Source organism: Pontivivens ytuae (assembly GCF_015679265.1).
GTDB classification, from domain to species: Bacteria; Pseudomonadota; Alphaproteobacteria; order Rhodobacterales; family Rhodobacteraceae; genus Pontivivens; species Pontivivens ytuae.
On record NZ_CP064942.1, the window covers coordinates 3,446,660 to 3,464,670 of the forward strand.

Annotated in this window: 17 protein-coding genes; 7 read left to right on the forward strand and 10 right to left on the reverse strand. The window is 67.0% G+C overall.

The window, feature by feature from the left end; genetic code table 11:
• Positions 1 to 14 precede the first annotated feature (14 nt).
• The 4 genes from I0K15_RS17155 (at position 15) to I0K15_RS17170 (ending at position 4,710) form a co-directional block, all read left to right on the forward strand.
• Positions 15 to 1,301, forward strand: a complete 1,287-nt coding sequence (locus I0K15_RS17155) for an NAD(P)/FAD-dependent oxidoreductase (protein WP_196102702.1) — start codon at positions 15 to 17, stop codon at positions 1,299 to 1,301.
• Positions 1,298 to 2,026 carry a DUF1365 domain-containing protein gene (locus tag I0K15_RS17160; protein WP_196102703.1) on the forward strand — a complete coding sequence of 243 codons (729 nt, stop codon included), beginning with the start codon at positions 1,298 to 1,300 and terminating at the stop codon, positions 2,024 to 2,026. Before I0K15_RS17155 ends, I0K15_RS17160 begins: the two co-directional genes overlap by 4 nt.
• A gap of 62 nt (positions 2,027 to 2,088) precedes the next feature.
• Positions 2,089 to 3,300, forward strand: a complete 1,212-nt coding sequence (locus I0K15_RS17165) for an SAM-dependent methyltransferase (protein ID WP_196102704.1) — start codon at positions 2,089 to 2,091, stop codon at positions 3,298 to 3,300.
• A 108-nt stretch (positions 3,301 to 3,408) separates the two neighbouring features.
• Entirely contained in the window at positions 3,409 to 4,710 is a 1,302-nt protein-coding gene (locus I0K15_RS17170) for an MFS transporter (protein ID WP_196102705.1), read from the forward strand.
• On the opposite strand, the gene I0K15_RS17175 is transcribed toward I0K15_RS17170, so the two are convergent.
• The 4 genes from I0K15_RS17175 to I0K15_RS17190 all read right to left on the reverse strand — a co-directional run bounded on the left by I0K15_RS17175 (position 4,691) and on the right by I0K15_RS17190 (position 7,396).
• Entirely contained in the window at positions 4,691 to 5,176 is a 486-nt protein-coding gene (locus I0K15_RS17175) for a CC0125/CC1285 family lipoprotein (RefSeq protein ID WP_196102706.1), read from the reverse strand. The two genes, I0K15_RS17170 and I0K15_RS17175, sit on opposite strands and share 20 nt — an antisense overlap.
• Positions 5,177 to 5,239: 63 nt before the next feature.
• Positions 5,240 to 6,166, reverse strand: coding sequence for a methyltetrahydrofolate cobalamin methyltransferase (locus I0K15_RS17180; protein ID WP_196102707.1), 927 nt, complete (start codon positions 6,164 to 6,166; stop codon positions 5,240 to 5,242).
• A gap of 13 nt (positions 6,167 to 6,179) precedes the next feature.
• Positions 6,180 to 7,091, reverse strand: a complete 912-nt coding sequence (locus tag I0K15_RS17185; protein WP_196102708.1) for a methylenetetrahydrofolate reductase — start codon at positions 7,089 to 7,091, stop codon at positions 6,180 to 6,182.
• Complete coding sequence (locus tag I0K15_RS17190; protein ID WP_196102709.1) at positions 7,088 to 7,396, reverse strand: virulence factor; 309 nt, start codon at positions 7,394 to 7,396, stop codon at positions 7,088 to 7,090. The genes I0K15_RS17185 and I0K15_RS17190 overlap by 4 nt, the downstream gene beginning before the upstream one ends.
• Positions 7,397 to 7,599: 203 nt before the next feature.
• On the opposite strand from I0K15_RS17190, the gene metF reads away from it, so the two are divergent.
• The 3 genes from metF to I0K15_RS17205 all read left to right on the forward strand — a co-directional run bounded on the left by metF (position 7,600) and on the right by I0K15_RS17205 (position 10,516).
• On the forward strand, positions 7,600 to 8,472 hold the full coding sequence (metF, locus tag I0K15_RS17195; RefSeq protein WP_196102710.1) for a methylenetetrahydrofolate reductase [NAD(P)H]: 873 nt from the start codon (positions 7,600 to 7,602) through the stop codon (positions 8,470 to 8,472).
• Between the two features lie 203 nt (positions 8,473 to 8,675).
• Positions 8,676 to 9,806, forward strand: coding sequence for a Ppx/GppA phosphatase family protein (locus I0K15_RS17200; RefSeq protein ID WP_196102711.1), 1,131 nt, complete (start codon positions 8,676 to 8,678; stop codon positions 9,804 to 9,806).
• Complete coding sequence (locus tag I0K15_RS17205; RefSeq protein ID WP_196102712.1) at positions 9,803 to 10,516, forward strand: RlmE family RNA methyltransferase; 714 nt, start codon at positions 9,803 to 9,805, stop codon at positions 10,514 to 10,516. Before I0K15_RS17200 ends, I0K15_RS17205 begins: the two co-directional genes overlap by 4 nt.
• 118 nt (positions 10,517 to 10,634) lie before the next feature.
• On the opposite strand, the gene I0K15_RS17210 is transcribed toward I0K15_RS17205, so the two are convergent.
• The 6 genes from I0K15_RS17210 to I0K15_RS17235 all read right to left on the reverse strand — a co-directional run bounded on the left by I0K15_RS17210 (position 10,635) and on the right by I0K15_RS17235 (position 17,855).
• The gene (locus I0K15_RS17210; RefSeq protein WP_230374167.1) at positions 10,635 to 11,435 is read right to left on the reverse strand and encodes a phosphate ABC transporter ATP-binding protein; all 801 of its coding nucleotides are present in this window, start codon (positions 11,433 to 11,435) and stop codon (positions 10,635 to 10,637) included.
• Positions 11,436 to 11,621: 186 nt separating this feature from the next.
• Positions 11,622 to 13,709 carry a dipeptide ABC transporter ATP-binding protein gene (locus tag I0K15_RS17215; protein ID WP_196102713.1) on the reverse strand — a complete coding sequence of 696 codons (2,088 nt, stop codon included), beginning with the start codon at positions 13,707 to 13,709 and terminating at the stop codon, positions 11,622 to 11,624.
• Positions 13,706 to 13,984 (reverse strand): hypothetical protein, encoded by a 279-nt coding sequence (locus tag I0K15_RS17220; protein WP_196102714.1) that lies wholly within the window; start codon positions 13,982 to 13,984, stop codon positions 13,706 to 13,708. The genes I0K15_RS17215 and I0K15_RS17220 overlap by 4 nt, the downstream gene beginning before the upstream one ends.
• Before the next feature lie 4 nt (positions 13,985 to 13,988).
• Positions 13,989 to 15,152 carry an ABC transporter permease gene (locus I0K15_RS17225; protein WP_196102715.1) on the reverse strand — a complete coding sequence of 388 codons (1,164 nt, stop codon included), beginning with the start codon at positions 15,150 to 15,152 and terminating at the stop codon, positions 13,989 to 13,991.
• Between the two features lie 13 nt (positions 15,153 to 15,165).
• A complete protein-coding gene (locus I0K15_RS17230) occupies positions 15,166 to 16,137 on the reverse strand; it encodes an ABC transporter permease (protein WP_196102716.1) in 972 nt (323 codons plus the stop codon).
• Between the two features lie 77 nt (positions 16,138 to 16,214).
• Positions 16,215 to 17,855: an ABC transporter substrate-binding protein gene (locus I0K15_RS17235; RefSeq protein WP_196102717.1), complete on the reverse strand. Its 1,641-nt coding sequence runs from the start codon at positions 17,853 to 17,855 to the stop codon at positions 16,215 to 16,217.
• Positions 17,856 to 18,011: the final 156 nt, after the last annotated feature.

The window sequence follows — 18,011 nt, forward strand, 5'->3', positions numbered from 1 at the left end:
GTGGGACAAAACCTGTGAAAATCGCCGTCATCGGATCCGGCATCGCCGGGATGGGCGCGGCTCTCGCCTTGAGCGAGGTTGCCGACGTCACACTCATCGAAAAGGACAGCCGCTTCGGTGGTCACGCCAACACGGTGGAGGTGGACGGCCAGCCGGTCGACACCGGTTTCATCGTCTACAACCACGCGAACTATCCGCACCTGACCTCGCTCTTCGAGCATCTGGACGTGCCGACGCGCGCCTCGGACATGAGCTTCGGCATGTCGGTCAATGGCGGCCGCACGGAATATGCCTGCGACAACGTCTGGAAGGTCTTCGCCCAGCCGCTCAACATCCTCTCGCCCCGCTTTGTCGGCGGCGTGCGGGAGATCCTGCGCTTCCACCGTGAGGCACAGTCCGATCTCGTCGAGGGGCGGCTGGAGGGGCTGAGCCTCGGCCAGTATCTCGAGGCCGGCGGCTATGGCGACTGGCTGCGCGACTGCTTCCTGCTGCCGATGGGCGGGGCGATCTGGTCGACGCCGACCGGTGACATGCTCGATTTCCCGGCGGAGAACTTCGTCCATTTCTTCAAGAACCACCAGCTTCTGAACGGCAACGGGCCGGGGCACCGCTGGCGCACGGTCGATGGCGGCTCCCGCGAATATGTCCGCCGCCTGATCGGGCGGCTGCCGACCGCGGTCGCGGGCATTGGCGTGGCGGAGATCCGGCGGCCCGGCGGGCGGCCCCTTGTGCGCTTCACCGACGGGTCCGAGGCGAGCTTCGATCAGGTGGTGCTTGCGTCCCACGCGCCGCAGTCCCGCGCGATAATCGCCGATCTGGATGCGGAGGAGCGCGATGTGCTCTCCAGCTTCCAGACCTCGCGCAACATCGCCTGGCTGCACTCCGACCCCGCGCTGATGCCGAAGCGCAAGCGCGTGTGGTCGAGCTGGAACTTCCTGTCCGACGGTAACGACACCGACCGGCCCGCGCCGATCACCTATTGGATGAACCGGCTGCAGGGGATCGAGGGCCGCGACTACTTCGTCTCGCTCAACCCCGCCCAGCCGCCGGAGCGGGCCCATGCCCGCTTTGAATACGCGCACCCGCTCTTCACCCAAGCCGCGTTCGACGCGCAGGGCCGGATGGACACGATCCAGGGCCGCGGCGGCGTGTGGTATGCAGGGGCATGGCTGGGCTACGGCTTCCACGAGGACGGGCTGCGCGCCGGTCTGCGCGTCGCCGCGGCACTGGGTGCGACCCCCTCCTGGGCGGGCGAGCCGATCGAACCGATGGCCACACCGCTGGCCGCAGCGGCGGAATGAGCGCGATCACCCTATATCGCGGGCATGTCATGCACATGCGGCTGCAACCGAAGCGCCACCGCTTCCGCTACCGCGTGTTCTCCTGCCTCTTCGACATTGACCGGATGGAGGAGGCGATGGCTGGCTCCCGCATCTGGGACCGCGTGCTGCGCTTCGACAACCGCGACCACGGCGCGCGCGACGGCTCGCCCCTTCGCCCGTGGGTGGAGCGGCGACTGGCCGAGATCGGGCTAGCCCCACCCGAACGGATCGAATTGCACTGTTTCCCGAGGCTTTGGGGCTATGTCTTCAACCCGCTCTCTGTCTATTTCTGCTACCGCGACGGCGCGCTCTACGCCACGCTCTACGAGGTGAAGAACACGTATGGCGGGCAGGAGGTCTATGTCCTCCCGGCCGAGGCACGGGACGGCATGGTCCGCCAGCGGCAGGACAAGACCTTCTGGGTCTCGCCCTTCATCCCGATGGAGCAGACCTACCGCTTCGATCTCGCGGCCCCGGGGGAGAAGCTGGCGCTCCGCATTCGCCAGAACGGCGACGACGGCGAGATTCTGATCGCGACCCATACGGCTATCGGCGAGCCCGCGACCGACGCGGCCCTCGCCCGCGCCGTCGCGGCCCACCCGCTGATGACGCTCAAGGTGATCGCCGCGATCCACTGGCAGGCGCTGCGGCTGGCGCTGAAGGGCGTGAAGTTCCTCGGCACCTCCGACCCCGCGACCCGCTGACAGGTTTACTCGACACCCGAACCACTTACAGTCGGCATGAAGACCGACGGGAGGCTTCACCCATGACTCACCTCACCTCCACCGCCGGACAGACCGATCTGCCGCGCTGGTTCGCCCGTGCCTTCGACACGCTCTGCGGCATCCGCGCCGGCACCATCGATATTGAGCTGCCCGATGGCCGCGTGTTCCGTGCCGCGGGGCCGGAACCCGGTCCCTACGGCCGCATCGACGTCAAGGACGGCGCGATGTTCTCCCGCGTCGTTCGAGACGGGGAGATCGGGTTTTCCGAGGCCTTCATGGACGGCCAGTGGGACACGCCCGACCTGCAATCGCTGCTCGATGTCCTGCTCCTCAACAATGACGAGATCGGGCGGCAGACGCCCGGCATGGCGCTGGTCCGCGTCTGGGAGCGGATCAACCACCTCCTGCGCCGGAACTCCAAGGTGCAGGCGAAGAAGAACATCAGCTACCACTACGATCTCGGCAACGATTTCTATTCACTCTGGCTCGACGACACGATGAGCTATTCCAGCGCCATCTTCACCGAGCCGCAGCAGAGCCTGGAGGACGCGCAGACCGCCAAATACGCCTCCATGTGCGACCAGATCGGGGTGAAGCCCGGCGATCATATCCTGGAGATCGGCTGCGGCTGGGGCGGTTTCGCCGAGTACGCGGCGAAGGAACGCGGCGCGCGCGTCACCGGCCTCACCATCTCGAAGGAGCAGCACGACTACGCGGTGGAGCGCATCCGCCGCGCCGGGCTCGAAGGGCAGGTGGAGATCGCGCTGCGCGACTACCGTGACGAGACCGGCACCTACGATGGCATCGCCTCCATCGAGATGTTCGAGGCGGTGGGTGAGCGCTACTGGCCCGCCTATTTCGACAGCGTGCGCGAGCGGCTGAAGCCCGGCGCGAAGGGCACCTTCCAGATCATTACCATCGCCGACCGCCTTTTCCCCGAATACCGCAAGGGCGTGGATTTCATCCAGAAATACATCTTCCCCGGCGGCATGCTCCCCTCGATGAGCGCCCTGCGGGAGCAGGTGGCGAAGGCGGACCTCGCCGAGGTCACCAATATCGAGTTCGGGCAAAGCTATTCGGAGACGCTGCGCCGCTGGCACGAGACCTTCAACGCGAAGTGGGACGAGATCTCGGCCCAGGGTTTCGACGACCGCTTCCGCCGGATGTGGAACTTCTACCTCACGAGCTGTGCCGCGACCTTCCAGCAGCGCACCACGGATGTGGTCCAGCTCACGGTGACCCGCCCCCGCTGAATGCGCCCGAGCCGATGTGAGGCGCGAGCGCTTCCCATCGGCCTCGCGCGGCCCACATAGAATGCGAGTTCGCGCGGTCCGGCCGCCGACATCACCGGGGGGTTGACCATGAGACTGCCGCGCAGCGTCCTCGCCGCCTATGCAGCACCTGCGCTGCCGCTGGCGGCGATCTACCTGCCGGTCTTCGTGTTCCTCGCCCCGTTCTGGTCGGGTGAGATGGGTCTTTCCGTCGGCGCGATCGGTGCCGTGTTCATCGCGATCCGCCTCTTCGATGCCTTCAGCGACCCGGCCATGGGCTGGCTCAGCGACCGGCTGCCCATCGGCGGGCGGCGGCGCAAGCCGTGGCTGGTCGTTGCCGTGCCGGGCATCGCGGTGGCAAGCTGGGCGCTGCTCGCCCCGCCCGACGGCGTCGGGATCGGCTGGTTCGCGGGTTTCCTGCTGATGCTCACCGTGTCGTGGACCATGTTCCTGACGCCTTACTTCTCCTGGGGTGCGGAGCTTTCCGGCGACTACTCCGAACGCTCCCGCATCACCGTCTGGCGGGAGACGGTGGGCCTGCTCGGCACCGTCTGCGCCATGCTGCTCTATGGCACCGCAGATCCGGGCTCCGGCCTCGCGCGCGTCGCCCTGCTGGTGGCCGTGGGCCTGCCGATCCTGACGCTCATCGCGATCTGGAAGGCGCCCGAGCCCAAGGCCGGCCGCGGCACTCCCGCCGCCCGCACGCTGCTCCGCGTGATGCGAGAGGAGCCGGTCTTCGCCCGCCTGATCGTCGCCTACCTCATCAATGGGGCGGCCAACGGGCTGTCGGCGACGCTGTTCCTCTTCTTCGTCGAGTTCCGCCTCGGCGCGCCGGAGGCCGGGGGCCCGCTCCTTATCCTCTATTTCGGGGCCGCCATGCTCGGCGCGCCGATCTGGATCTGGTCGGCCCGCCGCTTCGACAAGCACCGGGTCTGGTGCCTCGCCATGATCTACGCCGCGACGGTCTTCACCTGGGCGTTCCTGCTGGGGGAGGGCGACGTGATGCTCTTCGCCGTGATCTCGGGCCTCGCAGGACTGGCGCTGGGCGCCGATCTCGCGCTGCCGCCCGCGATGCAGGCCGACGTGGTGGACCTCGACACGGCGCGCAGCGGCAAGGCGCGGACCGGCGCCTTCTTCGCGCTGTGGTCGGTGGCGACCAAGGCGGCGGTGGCCGTGTCGGGGGGCGTCGCGCTCCTGATCCTCGACATGGTCGGCTTCTCGGGGCAGGGCGGCAATGACGAGACGGCGCTGATCTGGGTCGCCGCCCTCTACGCCCTCGCCCCCGTCGCGCTGAAGCTCACGGCGGTCGCGATGATGTGGAACTTCCCGCTCAACCGCGCCCGCGTCGCCGATGTGCGCGCCCGGATCGACGCTATGGCGCCGGCCGAGTGACCAGCGGGCCCAGCGTCGCGATCACCGAGCGGGCGTCGTAGGCCATCACGTCCTCCGCCGGTTTCTCCCCGTCGAAGACCACGATGTCGGCGAACGCTTCGTAGCGCGTGATCGGCCGCGTCGTGACGGTGTCGAGCCCGGCGAGGCCCGGGCGATGGAACGGATAGCCAAACCGGTCAAAGCCCGTGCTGGTGCTGCGGAACGACGTCTCCGCCTCCGTCCCGCGATCAGCGATCCGGAACCAGTCGTGACCGGAGGCGAGCGTCACCTCCGCCGCGCGGAAGAGCATGTAGGACTCCACCGTTGAGCGGTGCGTCAGCGAGTTGCCGGAGAAGGCGATGCGGTAGCGGCCGTCCTCCAGCGCGGTGTCGGTATAGCCCGTCCCGCCGCTCGCAGGGGCATAGGCCGTGGGTCCGCCACAGGCGGCCAGCAGCAGGGCCAGACCGGCAAAGACTGTGATACGCATGGGACGCCTCCTCCCCTCACAGATAGGGGGAGGGGGCGGTCCCGCCAATCGATGCGTGCTAAATCAGGACGCGCGCCGCCGCCGCCGGCCCTCACGCCCGCCGCGGGCGCCAGCGGGTGCCTCGCCCGGCGCCTTGTTGGTGCGGATCCACTCCGCCCCGTGCGGGTCGTTGTTCATCAGGAAGTTGGCGGCGCGCACCGCCTCCATCTCCTGCGGGCGGATCGGGTTCATGATCGCGGACGTCATCCCCGCCTGGATCGCCATCGGCAGGAAGGCCGCGCCCAGCCCGTGCCGGTTCGGCAGCCCGAACGAGATGTTGGAGGCGCCGCAGGTCGTATTCACCCTCAGCTCCTCGCGCAGCCGTTTCACGAGCGCGAAGACCTGGAGGCCTGCAGTGCCCATCGCGCCCACCGGCATCACCAGCGGATCGACCACGATGTCGTGCGCCGGGATGCCGAAATCGGCCGCGCGCTCCACGATCTTCTTCGCGACGGCGAAGCGGACCTCGGGATCCTCGGAAATCCCGGTGTCATCGTTGGAGATCGCGACGACCGGCACGTTGTATTTCTTGACCAGCGGCAGGATCGCCTCCAGCCGCTCCTCCTCGCCGGTCACCGAATTGAGCAGGGGACGACCCTCGGCCGCCTCCAGCCCGGCCTCCAGCGCGCCGGGCACGGACGAGTCGATGCAGAGCGGCACGTCGGTCAGCCCCTGCACCAGTTCGATCATCTGCCGCATCAACGGCGGCTCGGTCTCGTTCGGGTTGGGGTTGGAGTTGTAGACAACGCCCGCGTTGACATCGAGCATCGTCGCACCCGCCGCCACCTGCTCCAGCGCATCCTTCTCCACCGTCGAGAAGTCGCCAGCCTCCAGCTCCGCCGCGAGCTTCTTGCGGCCCGTGGGATTGATCCGCTCCCCGATGACGCAGAAGGGCTGATCGAAGCCGATGATTGCGGTTTTCGACTTCGACTCGACGACGGTCTGCGTCATGGGCTGTCTGTCCTCAGGCTTGAGCCGCGCGGGTCGGGGCGGCCCCGTGCGCGGACGTGAACTCGGCGGTCGTGGTGATACCGCCCAGCGGGAAGAAGTGCACGGCCTCGATGCCGAAGGCGGGATTGGCGGTCTTGTGCGCTGCAAGCTCGCGCAGGAAGTCCTCCGGCGTGAAGGGCAGCACCAGCTTGGTGAGGTCCGCCGCACGGCGCTGCAGCACGCGCAGAGACGGGCCGACACCGCACATCATGGCGAACTTGATGAGGGTCTGCAGCTTCGCGGGCCCCGCCACGCCGATATGGATCGGCAGGTCGATCCCCTCGGCCGCGAGCCGCTCGGCCCAGGCGATGACGGGTTTCGCTTCGAAGCAGAACTGCGTCGCGATCGCCATGCGCGCGTCCGTCCGCTCCGAAAACGCCTGCTTCCAGCCGAGCGCGGCGCTGACATTCGCGTCCGAGCCGTCAGGATCGATGTCCCTGTTGCCCTCCGGGTGTCCCGCGACATGCAGTCGGGTAAAACCGTGCGCATCGAACAGCCCGGTCTCCAGCAGCTGCATCGAGGTCTCGAAGTCGCCCTTCGCCTCCGCCACGCCGCCCGCAAGCACCAGTGCCTGATGCACGCCCAGATCGGCATAGCCCGCGAGCCAATCGTTCAACTCCGCCTTGTTCGCCACGATCCGCGCGGGAACATGCGGCATCACCTCGAAGCCTTCGTTCACCAGCCGGGCGGCGGTCGCGCGCATCTCCTCGATCGGCGTGCCGTCGATATGGGCGATGTAGACGCGGGTGCCCGCGGGCAGCAGATCGCGGAAATCGGCGATCTTCTCCGCCGTGCGCGGCATCACTTCGATGGAAAACCCGTCTAGAAAGCCCGCAAGCCCCGCAGGAGCAGGGGCCTTCCGCCGAAAGCTCAGAATGTTGCTCATGACCGCGCCTCCGCCCATCCTTCGTTGGCGATCAGGGTGCGGAGCCGGTCCGCGTCGTATTCCGCGTCGAGCCGGGCGGCCTCAGCCGCGGCAACGTCCGACTGCTCACCGTCGACGGCATAGGGCTCGGCCCGCCGCCATTCGGCCAGATAGTCGTCGGTGCCCGCCGCGCCACCCTTCATGGCGGCCCGGTCGATGGCCTGCTCGAAGCGCTCGGGCAACTGCACCTTCGCGCCGCGACGCCCCTTGCCCACGATCACCTGCGCTGGAATGTCGCGCCAGAAGACCACGGTCACGTCAGGCATCGTCGGAGGCTCCTTCACTCTGATCATTGCGGCGTTTTGACAGCCGCGGAGGCGATTCATATGCCGTGCCGCGACGCGCGATGGCGTTTTCCCGACATCCCGCGCGGCCTTGCATACGATTGCGTCGTTTTCCGTCCTTGTTATGTCGGATATAGTGGTCTAGCTCCGTTCACAACCACCCTTCGTTAGATGGATTTTCCGTGATGACGCGCCCGCAGCTTTCCTTCGAATTCTTCCCGCCGCACAGCCCGGCGGCCTCGATGCGGCTCTGGCGCTCGGTGGAGCGGTTGGCCCCGCTCGGCCCCAAATTCGTCTCGGTGACCTATGGCGCGGGCGGCACCACGCGGGAGCGGACGCGCACGGCGATCGCGACGATCCGCGAGCGCGCGCGCCTCGACGTGGCCGGGCACCTCACTTGCGTCGGCGCGAGCCGGGAGGAGACGCTGGACGTCGCCCGCGAGTTTGCCCGCCTCGGCGTTCGCCGCATCGTGGCCCTGCGCGGCGACCCGCCCAAGGGCGCGGAGAAGTTCGAACCCCATCCCGACGGCTACGCCTCCGCCGCCGAGCTCGTGGAGGGCCTGCGCAGCGTCGGCGACTTCCAGATCGCCGTCGCCGCCTATCCCGAGAAGCATCCGGAGGCCGCATCGCTCGCCACCGATATCGACGCGCTGAAGGCCAAGTTCGATGCGGGCGCGACCTCGGCCATCACCCAGTTCTGCTTCGAGACCGAGACCTTCCTGCGTTTCCGCGACGCCGCGGCTGCCGCCGGTGTCCCGGGTCCGATCGTTCCGGGCATCCTGCCGGTGGAGAACTTCACCAAGATGAAGGGCTTCGCCGCGCGTTGTGCCGCGGGCGTGCCCGGCTGGATGGACACCGCCTTCGGCAACGCACAGACGGAGGAGGAGGCGCATCTTCTCGCCGTCTCCATCGCCGCGGAGCAGGCGAGCGACCTGATGGCGGAGGGGGTCGAGCACCTCCACTTCTACACGCTCAACAATCCCGACCTGACCTTCGACATCTGCCACGCGCTGGGGATCGAGGCATCGGGCGTGAACGCGGTGGCCGGCGGCGCCTGACGCCCCGCTCCAGCGGCTCAACACCATCGAACTATGGCAGCGCGGCCTCGGTAGAGGCCGTTCTGCAACACTCGTTGCGCCCGGGCGATCCCCCTGATCGCGCGCCATCTTTTGGCCAAGGTTGCACCTGACGCGGCGGGCAGATACATCGGGGTTAGGTCGTCTCCGGCACGAGGCCGGGACTGATAGGAGTACCCCCGCAGATGCGCGCCCAGCGGCAGAACCAGAATCGGAAAGGGCAGCGCAGCGCACAGGCTCGCCCCTCCGGTTCGAGGAAGGGCCGCCCGCTCTATGCGGCACTCGACCTCGGTACCAATTCCTGCCGGATGCTGATCGCAGCGCCAAGTGCCGACAGCTTCCAGATCGTGGATGCGTTTTCCAAATCGGTGAAGCTCGGCAAGGAGTTGGAGCGGACCGGAGCCCTCTCCGACGCCGCCATCGGGCGGACGCTGTCGGCCCTTCAGGTCTGCGCTTCCAAGATCCGCCGCCACGGCGTGCGCCGCACCCGCCTCGTCGCGACGGAGGCGTGCCGGCGCGCGTCCAACGGCGAGTTCTTCCTGCGGCAGGTCCAGCGCCAGACGGGGCTGAAGCTCGAACTGATCGACCCGGCGGAGGAAGCGCGCCTCGCCGTAGTCTCCTGCGCGCCGCTGGTCGATCCCAATGCCAGCCAGGTCCTGGTCATCGATATCGGCGGCGGCTCGACGGAGCTCGTCTGGCTCGATGTCGGCGAGGTCGACCCGCTGGAGCGCCGCCGCGCCATCATGAAACTTAAGCTCGCCCGCTCCCGCGGGACCGACACCCGCACCGGCAACGGCCTGCGCGTGGTGGACTGGATCAGCGTCCCGCTGGGCGTGGCGACCCTGCACGAGCGCTTCTCGGATGTGGAGGACAACCGCTCCCGCTTCGCACTGATGAGCTGGTATTTCGAGGAGCAGATGGCGGAGTTCACGCCCTATATCGATGCGGAGCTCCCCGACTACCTCTCCAATTTCCAGATGATCGGGACCTCCGGCACCGTGACGACCGTGGGCGCCGCGCATTTGGGCCTCACCCGCTATGACCGGAACGCGGTGGACGGCATGCGCCTGACGGGCGGTGAGATCAACGCGGTGATCGACAGCTTCCTCGGTGAGGAGTTCAAGGGCCGTATCGGCCAGCTCGGCATCGGGCTCGACCGCGCGGACCTGGTCATCTCGGGCGCCGCGATCCTCCAGACCCTGCTGCGCATCTGGCCCACCGACCAGCTCCGCGTCGCCGACCGCGGCCTGCGCGAGGGCATGCTCTACGCCATGATGGGCGCGGACGGCGTGCTGAAGCGGGAGGGCGCGGCATGAAGGCCAAGAACACCTCCGGCCGCGGCCAGCGTGACCTGCACGTGAAGGTGAAGACGGCGAAGGGGCGCAAGCTCTCGTCCAAACGCTGGCTCGAACGCCAGCTCAACGACCCTTACGTGCAGGCGGCCAAACGCGACGGCTATCGCGGCCGCGCCGCCTACAAGATCCTGGAACTCGACGACAAGTACCGCTTCCTCGTGCCCGGCGCTCGGGTCGTGGACCTCGGCTGCGCGCCGGGTGGCTGGTGCCAGGTCGCGGTGCGCCGCGTCAACGCCCTCGCCGACCGCCCGTCGAAGAAGCAGGGCACCGTGCTCGGCATCGATTTGCAGGAGGTCGATCCGATCCCCGGCGCCGAGATCCACGTGCTCGACTTCCTCGATGAGGGCGCCGACGACAAGGTGAAGGCGTGGCTTGGCGGCGCGGCGGACGTTGTGATGTCCGACATGGCTGCCAGCGCCTCGGGCCACAAGCAGACCGACCACCTGCGGATCATCGCGCTCTGTGAGGCCGCGGCCTATCTCGCCTTCGACGTGCTGGAGGAGGGCGGCACCTTCGTCGCCAAGGTCCTCGCCGGCGGGGCGGAGGGGGAACTGCTGACGCTCCTGAAGAAGCGGTTCACCAAGGTCGTGCATGTGAAGCCGCCGAGTTCCCGCTCCGACAGTTCCGAGAAATTCGTGGTCGCAACCGGGTTCCGCGGCACGCCCGACTGAACCGGGGCCGCTCCCGCCCCCTCCCGACGCTGCCGCGCCGCTCGGCGTTAGGCCGGGCGCGCCTCCGGCGCGCAGCACCCCGAAATCAATGCGCGCCTTCGGCGCGATCCCCGGCGGATCAGCCGTATTTCCCCGCGATGAACGCCGCGCAGGCCGGATCGTGCGGATTGGAAAAGACCCGCGCCGTCCGCCCCAGCTCCCGCAACCGCCCCAGATGGAAGAAGGCCGTCCGGTCCGCCACCCGTTTCGCCTGCTCCATCGCATGGGTGACCACGATGATCGCCATCCGCGCCTTCAGCCGCAGGATCAGATCCTCCACATGCCCGGTCGAGATCGGATCGATGGAGCCGGTCGGCTCATCCATCAGCAGCACATCCGGCTGGGTCGACAGTGCCCGCGCGATGCAGAGCCGCTGCTGCTGCCCGCCCGACAGCTCCGTCCCGTGCATCCGGTGCAGGCGATCCTTCACCTCGTCCCAGAGGTCGGCCTCCTCCAGGCAGTGCCGCACCAGGGCGTCGAGCTCCGCCCCCGGCCGCGCTACGCCGTGGAGCCGCGCGCCATAGGCTACGTTCTCGTAGATCGTCGAGGTGAAGGGGTTCGGCTTCTGCGCGACCCAGCCGAAGCGCCGGCGCAAAAGCGGCGGATCGACGGAGCGGGCGTGGATGTCGTGCCCCTCCAGCCGGATGCTGCCGGTGATCCGCACGTCGCGCACCTCGTCATGCATCCGGTTGAGACATTTAAGCGCCGTCGTCTTCCCGCAGCCCGACGGCCCGATGAAGGCGAGGCAGCCCGTGCGGTAGAGGTCGAAGCTCACCCGGTCGAGCGCCTGCTTCTCGCCATACCACAGCGACAGGTCGCGCACCTCGATCAGCGATGTGTCGACGGCCGCAGCGGGCCGTTCGGCTTTCATCTCGGTCATTGGGGGGCCTCGTCCTGCGTGACGTTGCCCGCGAGCCTGCAGCGATTCGGTGAGGGGCCGTGTTGATCCAGATCAGTCCGGGGCGCCGCCACCGGCGGGGATATTGACGCGAAGCCGAAAGGCGCAGGCCCGCCCCTTCCACCTTGTCCAAATATCCTCCCGCGAAGCGGCCCCCGGAGGGCCCGCCTATTCGGCGGCGTGGATCTCGATCACCGGCTCCATCCGGTCGAGGATCTCCTGCGCCAGGTGGCATTTCACCTGGTGCCCGGCGGCGAGGTCGCGCATCGGCGGCACCTCGGTCTCGCAGAGATCGCCCGGCACCTCCGATTTCCAGCGGCAGCGGGTCTGGAACGGGCAGCCCGAGGGCGGGTTCATCGCCGAGGGGATGTCGCCCTCCAGCACGATCCGCTTCTTCTCCACCCGCGTGTCGGCGATGGGCACGGCCGAGAGCAGCGCCTCGGTATAGGGGTGGTAGGGGGGCGCGAATACCTGCTCGGTCGTCCCGATCTCCACCACGTGGCCCAGATACATGACCAGCACCCGGTCGGCGAGGTAGCGCACGATCGAGAGGTCATGGCTGATGAACAGCATCGTCGTGCGGTTCTCGTTCTGGATGTCGGTCAGAAGCTGCGTGACCGCCGCCTGCACGCTCACATCGAGGGCGGAGACCGGCTCGTCGGCCACCACCACCTTGGGCGTCCCGGCAAAGGCCCGGGCGATGCCGATCCTCTGCTTCTGCCCGCCCGAAAGCTGGCGCGGCTTGCGGGTGGCGAAGGCACGGGGCAGCTTCACGAGGTCGAGCAGCTCCAGCATCTTCTGCTCGCGTTCGGCCACCGTCTCCCCGATGCCGAACTTCTCCAGCACGCGCACGATCTGGTTGCCGATTGTGTGGGAAGGGTTGAGCGTGTCGAAGGGGTTCTGGAAGACCATCTGCACGTCGGAGATGGTCTTCACGTCCCGCCGCTCGATCTCCGTATCGCCGATCGGCTTGTTGCCGAGCACCACCTCGCCATCCGTCGCCGTCTCCAGCCCCAGGAGCACCTTGGCCAGCGTGGACTTGCCGCAGCCGCTCTCGCCGACGATGGCGAGCGTCTCGCCCTCCTTCGCCTCGAAGCTCACCGTCTCGTTGGCCTTCACCACGCGCAGCTCGCCGCCGCCGAACATCTTGTTGGCGGCGACCTCGTAGTACTTCCTGAGCCCGTCGACCTTGAGGACCACGTCGCCGGAGGTCGCCCCCTCGCTCTCCACCGCGCCCTCGGGTTTCGCGGCCCAGTCGATCTCCTGCCAGCGCAGGCAGCGCGTCTCGTGCCGGTCGGCGTCGGGCACCGTGTCCATCGGGATCGCCTGTGCGTCGCAGCGCCCGGCCTCGAAATAGTCGCAGCGCGGCCCGAAATTGCAACCCGGCGGACGCTCGTGGGGCAGGGGGAAGTTGCCGGGGATCGCGATGAGCGGCCGCGCGTTCTTGTCCGCGCCCGGCAGCGGGATCGAGCGGAAGAGGCCCTGGGTATAGGGATGCCGCATCTTGTCGAAGACATCCGCGATGGAGCCCGTCTCCACCGCCTCGCCGGAATACATCACGCAGAGCCGGTCGCAGGTCTCCAGCACCAGGCCCAGATTGTGGGAGATGAAAAGCATCGAGGTGCCGAACTTCTCGCCGAGGTCCTTCACCAGATCGACGATCCCGGCCTCCACCGTCACGTCGAGCGCCGTGGTCGGCTCGTCGAGGATCAGCAGGCTCGGCTTCGACATCAGCGCCATGGCGATGACGATGCGCTGCTGCTGCCCGCCCGAAAGCTGGTGCGGGTAGGAGCGCAGCATCCGCTCCGGGTCCGGCAGGCGCACGGCCTCCACCACCTCCAGCGCCATCTTCCACGCCGCGTCTTTCGAGACGCCCTCGTGGATCATCGGCACTTCCATGAGCTGCTTGCCGATCTTCATCGCCGGGTTCAGCGAGGCCATGGGCTCCTGGTAGATCATCGCGATCTCGGAGCCGCGGATGTCGCGCAGTTCCTCCGACGTCATCTGGCCGAGGTCGCGGCCCTTGAACTTGATCGAGCCGCCGACGATGCGCCCGTTGACGCCGAGGTCCTGCATGACGCCGAGCGCGACCGTCGACTTGCCGCAGCCGCTCTCGCCCACCAGCCCCATCGCCTCGCCCGGCTGGACCGTACAGGAGAAATCCATGACCGCCGGGATCTCCCCCGCACGAGTGAAGAAGGAGATGGAGAGGTTCTCGATCTCGAGGACGGGGCCGTCATAGTCCCATTTGGTCATGATCCGCCCTCTTCGGGTTTTGCAGGCGCATCGGGAAGCGTGCGGATCAGGATGTCCTTCGAGATCACGTCGGACTGCTCGCGGTAGTATTCCCGTGTATCCATGATGTCTCGGAAATGCACGTGGTTGAGCATCTTGTCTCGAACATGATCGAATTCCCTGGATGCCTCGGCGGCGAACTCCGCGAACTGCTCGAGGCCCTTTCGGTCGAAGTAGAGCTGGAGCATCTCGATCTCGACCAGACCCTCGTCGCTTTCTCTGAATGCACGGAACATGGCGTCAGTCCTTCAATGATTGCTCACGAAGCGAGTCCGCCAGCAGGTTCAGCCCCAGCACCAGGCTCATCAGTGCCAGTGCGGGGGGCAGGGCGATGTGCTCGACCGAGCGCCAGACCTTGCGGCCCTCGTTGATCGAGAGGCCCCAGTCCGGGCTCTCGGGCGAGACGCCGAGGCCGAAATAGCCCAGCGTGCCCAGAAGGATCGTGGTGTAGCCGATGCGCAGGCAAAGATCGACGATCAGCGGCCCGCGCGCATTGGGCAGGATCTCCCACAGCATGATGTACCAGGGCCGCTCGCCCCGCGTCTGGGCCGCGGCCACGTAGTCCCGCGTCTTGATGTCCATGGTCAGGCCCCGGACGATGCGGAACACCGTGGGCGAGTTCACGAACACGACCGAGACGAAGATGTTCAGCGTATTGGGATCCATCGAGAAGATGCCCAATGGATCCGCGTTGAACGCGAGCCCTGCATAGATCCATCCGCCGAAGCCGATGACGCAGGCAAGCTGGATCCACAGGATGTCCGGCCGCGTCGCATAGCGCGAGTAGAAGAACATCACGAAGAAGATGATCGGGAACAGGAACAGGATCGCGGCCATCGCAACCGGGATCGGCGTCTCCCGAATGCCCGGCGTGACCAGGAGGTAGAAGAGCAGGATCACCGGAAACGCGAGCACGAGATTGGCGAGGAAGGTGAGCACCGTATCGACGCGCCCGCCGTAGAAGCCCGCCGGCAGGCCCAGCGTGATCCCCACCATGAAGGCGAAGATCGTTGCCGCCGGCGCGATCGCCAACACCGTCTGGGAGCCCTTGAGCAGGCGCGAGAACACGTCGCGCGCCAGCGTGTCCCCGCCGAAGAGGTAGTAGCCGTAGGCCTCCCCCTCCGGCGTCGGGGTGCCGGGCACCGCGTTCTTCATGCCCGAGATCACGGTCTGCGTCGCATCGAACGGGGCGACCACATCCGCCAGCAGCGCCGTGAAGACCCAGAAGAAGATCAGGAACAGCCCCAGGATCCCCACCCAGCTATCGTAGAGCTGACCGTAGAGCCCCAGCCGCTTGCGCACCACGAAGCTCGTGCCCATCACCACCGCCAGCGCCAGCCAGACGGGCCAGAGCAGGACGCCCGCGCGCGCGAAGATGCTTCCGAAACCGATGACGTCTTCCATTGCGCCCTCCGCCTTACTTCACGCGGATGCGCGGGTTGAGATAGACATAGCCGATGTCGGAGATGAGCTGCGTGATCAGCACCACGGCCACCGACACGATCGAGCAGGCGAGCAGGAGGTCGATGTCGTTGTTCTCCGCCGCCTGCACCAGCGCGAGGCCGAAGCCCTTGTAGTTGAACATGCTCTCCACGATCACGACGCCGGTCAGCAGCCAGGGGAACTGCAGCATGATGACGGTGAAGGGCGCGATCAGCGCATTGCGGAGCGCATGGCGGATCACGATGGTCCGGAACGCCACGCCCTTCAGCCGCGCGGTGCGGATGTACTGCGCCGTCATGACCTCCGCCATCGAGGCCCGCGTCATCCGCGCGATGTAGCCCATGCCGTAGAACGCCATGGTGATGACCGGCAGGGTGAAATTGTAGAAGGTGATGTTGAGCCCATTGCGCCCCGTGGCCGAGGCGGCCGAGCCGTTCAGGTGGAAATCGCCGAACCACTCCCGGAAAAGGCTCGCGAAGATCACCGTGAAGATGATGCCCGACACGTATTCCGGCGTTGCCGTGGACGAGATCGCGAAGAACGACAGCGACCGGTCCGTGCGCGATCCCTCCCGCATGCCCGCAAGCACGCCCACCAGCAGGGCGGAGGGGACCATCACGATCATCACCCAGAACATCAGCGCGCCGGTGGCCTTGAGCCGTTCGCCCAGCAGCACGCCCACATCCTCGTTGAAGCGGGTGGACTGGCCGAAATCGCCCTGCACCACGCCGAGCAGCCAGTCGAAATAGCGTTCGAGGAAAGGCCGCGTGTAGCCGCGGTTCTCCAGCCAGAGCTGAACCTCCTCCTGCGTCATGCGCATGTTGCCCTCGGACAGGGCGAGCTTGATCAGGTTGGGTTCGAGGTTCGTGAGATAGAAGACGACAAGCGTCAGGGCGAACATGGTCAGCAGCATCACGCCGAGGCGTCGAAGGATGAAGATCAGCATGTAAGTCCTGTCGCTGGTGGCGTTCTATGGGTGTGGCCGCGCCCCTGGTGAGGGACGCGGCAATCGCATGGCGCGGTTCAGCCGAGCCAGGTGTCGTTGAAGTACATCTCGAAGGTCGGGTGCATGCCGTAGCCCTGCACGCGGTCCGTCGTGTGGTTGAAGAGCGAGCGCCAGTAGGGCTGGATGATCACGCCGGAGTCCTGGAGGATCGCCTGGATCTCCGCCATCAGCTCACGCCGCGCATCCGCGTCCGGGATCTCGAGCGCCTGGTTCAGCTTCTCGTCGAACTCGGGGTTGGCATAGCCGCTCTCGTTCCACGCCTCGCCGGAGCGGTAGGCAAGCGCGAGCACCTGGACGCCCAGCGGACGCTGGTTCCAGTTGGTTGAGGAGAACGGGTACTTCGTCCAGTCGTTCCAGAAGGTGGCGCCGGGGATCACCGTGCGCGTCACGTTCATGCCGGCATCGCGCATCTGGGCGGCCACCGCGTCGGTCGTGATCGTGCGCCAGTCGCCGTCGATCGAGATGATCTCGAACTCGGTGTCGGCCTCGCCCGCTTCCTCCAGCATCTGCATGGCCCGCTCGGGGTCCCGGCCGATCGGCGGCAGCTCCGCGTATTCCGGGTGCATCGGGCCGACATGGTGGTTCTCCGCCGGGATGCCGAAGCCGGACTGGCCGAGCTCGAGCACCACGGAGTTGTCCACGGCGAGCTGGATCGCGTTGCGCACCTCCTTCTTGTCGTAGGGCGGGTTGTTGACGTTCATCCGGATACAGATCGTGGCCGCCGTTGCGACCTCGTTCTTCACCAGGCCCAGATCGTCGAGGATCTCCACGAACTCCGACTGGGTCTGGTAGTTCACGTCGATCTCCTCCGCCTCGTAGGCCGAGATCTCCGCCGACTTGTCGGTGCCGTAGTCGTAGAACTCGATCGAATCGAGATAGACCTCTTCGCCCCAGTACTCGGACGGGTCACGCTTCTCGACCACGGCCACGTCGCCGACGCGGAAGTCGGTCAGCAGGAACGGGCCGGTGCCAATCGGCACCTCGCTGATCGGCTGGCTGCCGTCGAAGGAGCGGTGCACGATCAGGGCCGGGTAGTCGGACATGCCCGGAATGATCGTGATGTCGGGCGTGGGCAGGGTCAGGCGGACGGTGTAGTCGTCCACGATCTCCAGCACGCCGTCGGCGATCTGGCCGGTCTCGTCATCGATAAGCGTCGCCATGCGGCCGGCCATCGAGTTGCCCTCGACATCGCGCTCGCACCAGCGGGTGATGTTGTGGGCCACGTCCTCGGCTGTGAAGGTGTCGCCGTTGTTCCAGGTCACGCCCTGGCGGACGTTGAGCGTGTAGACCGTCGCGTCCTCGTTGGCCTCCCAGCTTTCCAGCAGCATCGGCTCGAAGGTGAAGTCGCGGGTGTAGCGCACCAGGCTCTCGCAGAACTGGCGCGTGACGTTGCCCTTCTCGGACCAGTCGAAGACGCGCGGATCGTCGATCGGCATGACGTTCATCGAGGCGCGGAGCGTGCCGCCCATCTCGCCTGACCGCTCCTGCGCGAAGGCAGGCTTCGTGCCCAGCATCGCGTAGGCGCCGGCCGTGCTCATGCCGAGTGCGGTCGCCATGGCGAGGAACTCGCGGCGGTCCAGCTTGCCGGACTTCGCGTCCTCCGCCAGGCCCGCGACTCGCGCATGGACAGGCTTGTCGTTCAGCGTTTGCTTGGTCATTTGGTTCTCCCTAACCGACCATAGGGCCCGCGCGCCGAGACGGCGGGCTGAAATCTCGTTCGGTCATTCGAAGCGGTTTGATGCTTCTCGCGACACCGTTCCCTGCGGGCTTCGTTTTCATCTTTTGTGCAGTGCCCACCCTCATTGAGGAAAATC